Below are 5,225 nucleotides of genomic sequence, written 5' to 3'. Positions count from 1 at the left end.
CTGGATGCTTTAAATATTGCTGATAACATGCCAGCAAAGTGGCAAATTCTTATCAGTCTCGGTCAACAAACCATATTACATATGCAGGAATCTAAAACTTCTTGATAAACTATAAAACTAAATATTGATTTTATTTTTGCATCCGATACCGAAGGTCTTTTTGTCATATCCAATTTTTAAATTTTAGTTGATATTACAACGTTATTTTTTAATTATTATTAAAAATTAGCCATAGGCTATTTTTTCATACGAAACTTTACACTATCTTTTTTAGTTACAAAAATAATTTTAACTTAAATAATTATTTTTGTAAATTAATTACTTTTTTCTTTATGAAATATTGATATGAAAAAATTTCACAAAATATTTTTTTATAAAAACAGAAAATATTTTTAAACTTTCTATTTTGCTATTTAATTGTTATAACTTTTTCAAAAAATATTATTATAACAAATAATAGTTAATTATTTTATTATTTTTTTATTAATATAATTTATAAATATTATTTTACTAATTTTTATCCCCTAGTTAATTTTTTATTTTTTTGAAAATTATTTATTTAATTTTTAAAATATTTTTAATTTTCAAATAAAAGAATTATTTATTTAAAAATGCTTCTTTTACTTTTTTTGGATTTTATTTTTTTGTAATTATTTTATTTAAAACAGATGGAGCAAATATTTTTACAAATAATAACATGTATTAATTATACTTTTATTACAATAAAAAGATTTAGTGTTTTTTGTAATTTAATCTGTTTTTTTTATATATTTTGTATATTATTTTCATTTATTATAACTTTTTTATATCATCTAATTTTTATTAGATATTTAATTTACAGGTAATAAAAAATATCTAGCTTTTATACTAGATATTTATCAACTACTTATATGTTATTTATTTTCTTGTAACAATTTATTTAATTTATTTTGAACTAACCATAATTTTTTTTGTTTTCTATTAAATGCAACCATTTTATTTTTATTATTTTTGCTTTCATCAAGAAGTTTAATATATTTTTCATCTGCTATTTTTAATGCATCTTCAATTACTAAAAGCTCCTCTTTAGTAAACATAAATTATCGCCTCCAACTAATCAATTTTCACTAACTTATTATATCATAACTTATATTCAACTAACTTAAAAATATTTTTATCCTTAAATAAAATGGAGCTATTAAGACTTCCTAATAACCCCTTTGTATTGTACTGTATTATATTTTCTTTACTACTGATGATTTTAACTTCATAGCTCCAAATCCATCAATTTTACAATCTATATCATGACCATCTGTAACATCATATAATAAACGTATATTTTTAACTTTTGTTCCTTGTTTTAATGCTGATGATGCACCTTTTACTTTAAGATCTTTAATTATTGTAACTGTATCTCCATCGCTTAAAACATTTCCGTTTGCATCTTTTATAATATTTGCTTCCTCTTCTGCTGCTTGACTTGCTGCAGTCCACTCATGACCACATTCTGGGCATATTAAAAGGCTTCCATCTTCATAAGTATATTCTGAATTACATTTTGGACAATTTGGTAACATAATTTCATTTCCTCCATTCGCTTTTAAGCTCTCTTTTTAATAAAAAATGTTTTTTACTTCATGCATTATTTATACTATCATAGTCTAATAATATTTACAAACTTAGCGATAATGACTCCATCATTGACTTACCTTTATAAAAATATAATTGCATTTTAAATAATATACTACTTTATCAAGCTTATAATCTCATCAATCTTTTTTGCACCAAAATATATTTTCTCATCATTTACTATTATGGCTGGTACACTCATTACTTTAAATTTATCTTTTATTTCTTTAAAGTTTGAAATATCTATCATTTCTGCTTCTACCTTTTCATTCTCTATAGCTATTCTCTGAGATGAAACTACTACATCAGGGCATAAATGACAAGATAATGATACACACACCTTAATATTTATATCTTTATCTATCTTCTTAATATTATTTAAGGTATCTTCTGAAATCTGTTGTCCTGCACTTCCAATGTTATATATAGCTAATATAAATGAATTTAATTCATGCCCTCCAGGAACTCCATGGAACTTAACACCACTATATTTTTTATCACTATCTAATAATGCCACTACTGGATATTTATCTGCATTTATCTTATTTTCAACTTCTAGATTTTCACCTTTATTATATATTTCAGCACTAACTCTTTCATCTAAATCTGCAATATCTAAAATTAAATCTCTTAACTCTATTGATTTGCTATTACTTTCATCTACTATAGATACAAGTGTAACATTCTTTTCTAACCTAGCTAATACAGCTTTTAACTGAGCTCTTAATCCATCATTTAAAAGCTTACTTCTTTTTGATACATTATCTAAATCAACATTCTTAACTTCTTTTTTCTCTACTTTTTTAGGTTCATATTCATCTTTAATTCCAAGCTTTTCTTTTAATTCAAGAACATATTTCTCTGCAGATGTTGCTGCAATAGCACCATCTGATACTGCAGTTACTATTTGTCTTAATGCTTTTGGTCTTAAATCTCCTGCAACATATACACCTTGGATATTAGTCTCCATATTTTCATTTGTCACTATATACCCAAACTTATCAAGTTCTAAAATTCCTTTAAATAATTGACTTTGTGGTGCATATCCTACAAATACAAATATACCGAAAGAACCATCTTCCTTTTTAGCGTGATACTCAAATGTTTCACCTGTTTTGTTATTAATAAACTTTGCATAGTTTATCATTTCAGTTCCGTTAGCTTCTAATATTTCAGTATTAAATTTAACTTCAACTTTTGGATGTGCTAAAACTTTATCTGCTATTGATTTTGCACATGTAAACTCTGGTTCTCTAGCTATAACAGTAACCTTAGTTGCAAATTTAGTTAAGAACATTGCTTCTTCAGCTGCTGCAAATCCAGCTCCAATAACAAAGACTTCTAATCCTTCGAAAAATTGTCCATCACAAGTTGAACAGTAAGCTACTCCTCTACCTGTAAACTCCTCTTCACCTTTAAAGCCTAGCTTTCTTGGTGATGCTCCTGTAGCTATTACTACACTTCTTCCTTTTATTTCTCCTCTATCAGTCTTTAAAGTCTTTACATCCCCCTCTAAATTAACTTCTAAAACTTCAGCAGACATAAAATTTACTCCAAAATCTTCTGCTTGCTGTCTCATTTCTTCCATTAACTCTGGTCCATTACTATTTCTAGCTCCTGGATAATTTGAAATATCATAAGTTTTGTTTACTTGTCCACCAAATTCTGCCTTCTCTATGATTAACGTATTTAATTTTGCTCTACCTGCATATATTCCAGTTGAAAGCCCTGCTGGACCAGCACCTATTACTAATAAATCATATATTTTTTCCATATTCTCTACCTCCTATTACTTTTTAAAATATTAATAAAGCTTCATGCATATAAAATTTTATTAATACTTTAAAATAAATTTTTATTTTGATAAGTGGTAAATAAACACACATAAAAATTACCACTTATCATCATATAACTATTAGTTATCTATAAATATTAAAGGCTACATCTAAACTTTTTTTCAGTTTAGATAAAGCCTTAATAACAAATATTATAGTTTACCAACTAAATCTAAGCTTGGTACTAATGTTTCTTCACCTGGTTGCCATTTAGCTGGGCAAACTTGATCACCATGCTCAGCTACAAATTGAGCTGCTTGAACTTTTCTTAATAATTCTTCTGCAGTTCTTCCAATTCCTAAATCATTAACTTCATAAGCTTTTATTTCCCCTTCTGGGTTAATTACGAATGATCCTCTTAAAGCTAAACCTTCTTCTTCAATCATAACTTCAAAATCTCTAGCTAGTTTACCTGTTGGGTCACCTAACATTGGGAACTGAATTTTTGCAATTGTTTCTGAAGCATCCGCCCATGCTTTATGAACAAAGTGAGTATCTGTAGATACTGAATATACTTCACAACCTGCTTCTTTAAACTTAGCATAGTTATCTGCTAAATCTCCTAATTCTGTTGGGCAAACAAATGTAAAGTCTGCTGGATAGAATACAAATACTGACCAATGTCCTTTAACTGATTCTAATGTTACTTCCTTAAATTCTCCATTGTGATAAGCTTGAACTGTAAAATCTGAAACTTTTTTATTGATTAATGACATATTAATCCCCTCCTGAAATTTATTTTCAATTGATATTTTTTATCAACTATTTCTTATAACTAATAATAATTATTATTTAATAATTTGTCAATCTATATTTTAAAAAAACTTTATTTATTTTCTAATATTTATATAATAAGACATGATACATATAAAACTATAAATCTGAATTTTTATAGTATGTTTTTATCATATAAATTAATGGGTAAAGATTATGACTCCGCTGTAATGGTGGCAGGTTTAACTGGGTTTGCAATGGGATCTACATCAAATGCAATGATATAGGAATTATATATGGATTTATTGGTTTTATTTCCTAGAAATGTACAAACTTTAATATAAATGATTCATAAAAAAGCATCAAAAAAGGCTGTAGTTTAAACTACAACCTATAACAATCTAAAATTATCTTCTATTTTGTTCTTTTTTAGCTCTTCTACAAGATATACATCTTGTTGGCTCATTATCGAATCCTTTTTCTTTGTAGAATTCTTGTTCTCCTACTGAAAATATGAATTCACTTCCGCAATCTCTACATGTTATTGTCTTATCTGTCATAAATATTCCTCCTAAAATTAAAGATTCTAAATCGATATAATAATCTCTAATTTTCGAGAAACTATTTACCTAAATGAAACTTTTTTCGTTAGCAAATTTGCTACTCTCTTATAATAACATAGTATTTTATTAATCGCAACCTTTTTTTGATTATTTTTTATAAATACTTAAAATTAATCCAATATTTTGAATTATGTTTTATTTATAAATCTTAAAATTTAAAAGGATGATCTTATTTTATAATATTAATCTCTTTCGTAAGATAATATATCTCCAGTATTAGTATCTATTTCATAACTATATTCTATGTTATTATAATAAAATTCTATATCATATTTTTGTATTCCGTTATCTAAATCCATTTCAACTTTAATAAATGAAACTTGATCACTTGTTACTCCTGCATGTTTTAATGCTATTTCTTTTGCTTGTTCTTCGGAAATATTAACTGCACTATTTATATTATTTATATTATTTGTATTATTTGTATTATTTGTATTATTTACAT

7 protein-coding genes are annotated in these 5,225 nt (G+C 25.6%); 1 reads left to right on the top strand and 6 read right to left on the bottom strand.

The annotated features are described in order from the left end of the window. Nucleotides 1–893: 893 nt before the first annotated feature. From Q0Y03_RS15055 to ahpC, 4 genes are all read right to left on the bottom strand, one after another. Nucleotides 894–1,076 carry a hypothetical protein gene (locus tag Q0Y03_RS15055; RefSeq protein WP_133015210.1) on the bottom strand — a complete coding sequence of 61 codons (183 nt, stop codon included), beginning with the start codon at nucleotides 1,074–1,076 and terminating at the stop codon, nucleotides 894–896. A gap of 138 nt (nucleotides 1,077–1,214) precedes the next feature. Beyond that, the gene (locus Q0Y03_RS15050; protein ID WP_297714611.1) at nucleotides 1,215–1,556 is read right to left on the bottom strand and encodes a zinc ribbon domain-containing protein YjdM; all 342 of its coding nucleotides are present in this window, start codon (nucleotides 1,554–1,556) and stop codon (nucleotides 1,215–1,217) included. 167 nt (nucleotides 1,557–1,723) lie between these two features. Then, nucleotides 1,724–3,382, bottom strand: coding sequence for an FAD-dependent oxidoreductase (locus Q0Y03_RS15045; RefSeq protein WP_297714610.1), 1,659 nt, complete (start codon nucleotides 3,380–3,382; stop codon nucleotides 1,724–1,726). A 213-nt stretch (nucleotides 3,383–3,595) separates the two neighbouring features. Then, nucleotides 3,596–4,159, bottom strand: coding sequence for an alkyl hydroperoxide reductase subunit C (gene ahpC / locus Q0Y03_RS15040; RefSeq protein ID WP_297714609.1), 564 nt, complete (start codon nucleotides 4,157–4,159; stop codon nucleotides 3,596–3,598). Nucleotides 4,160–4,243: 84 nt separating this feature from the next. Between ahpC and Q0Y03_RS15035 the strand changes: the two genes are divergently transcribed. After that, a complete protein-coding gene (locus tag Q0Y03_RS15035; protein WP_297714608.1) occupies nucleotides 4,244–4,444 on the top strand; it encodes a sodium/glutamate symporter in 201 nt (66 codons plus the stop codon). A gap of 120 nt (nucleotides 4,445–4,564) precedes the next feature. Here Q0Y03_RS15035 and Q0Y03_RS15030 read toward each other — a convergent pair whose 3' ends face one another. Both Q0Y03_RS15030 and Q0Y03_RS15025 read right to left on the bottom strand, forming a co-directional pair. After that, nucleotides 4,565–4,717 carry a zinc-ribbon domain-containing protein gene (locus Q0Y03_RS15030; RefSeq protein ID WP_008677353.1) on the bottom strand — a complete coding sequence of 51 codons (153 nt, stop codon included), beginning with the start codon at nucleotides 4,715–4,717 and terminating at the stop codon, nucleotides 4,565–4,567. Nucleotides 4,718–4,962: 245 nt separating this feature from the next. Further along, a partial coding sequence (locus Q0Y03_RS15025; protein ID WP_297714607.1) for a PepSY domain-containing protein occupies nucleotides 4,963–5,225 on the bottom strand: 263 nt, incomplete at its 5' end.

The organism is Clostridium sp., from assembly GCF_026168755.1.
Taxonomy (GTDB): domain Bacteria; phylum Bacillota; class Clostridia; order Clostridiales; family Clostridiaceae; genus Clostridium.
The sequence above is the reverse complement of the archived record's forward strand: the minus strand, read 5'-3'. Positions and strand labels throughout refer to the sequence as shown.

Excerpts from the sequence above, each read along its gene's own strand:
- ahpC (WP_297714609.1), bottom strand. The coding sequence starts at position 4,159 with ATGTCATTAATCAATAAAAAAGTTTCAGATTTTACAGTTCAAGCTTAT.
- Q0Y03_RS15055 (WP_133015210.1), bottom strand. The coding sequence starts at position 1,076 with ATGTTTACTAAAGAGGAGCTTTTAGTAATTGAAGATGCATTAAAAATA.
- Q0Y03_RS15045 (WP_297714610.1), bottom strand. The coding sequence starts at position 3,382 with ATGGAAAAAATATATGATTTATTAGTAATAGGTGCTGGTCCAGCAGGG.
- Q0Y03_RS15030 (WP_008677353.1), bottom strand. The coding sequence starts at position 4,717 with ATGACAGATAAGACAATAACATGTAGAGATTGCGGAAGTGAATTCATA.
- Q0Y03_RS15050 (WP_297714611.1), bottom strand. The coding sequence starts at position 1,556 with ATGTTACCAAATTGTCCAAAATGTAATTCAGAATATACTTATGAAGAT.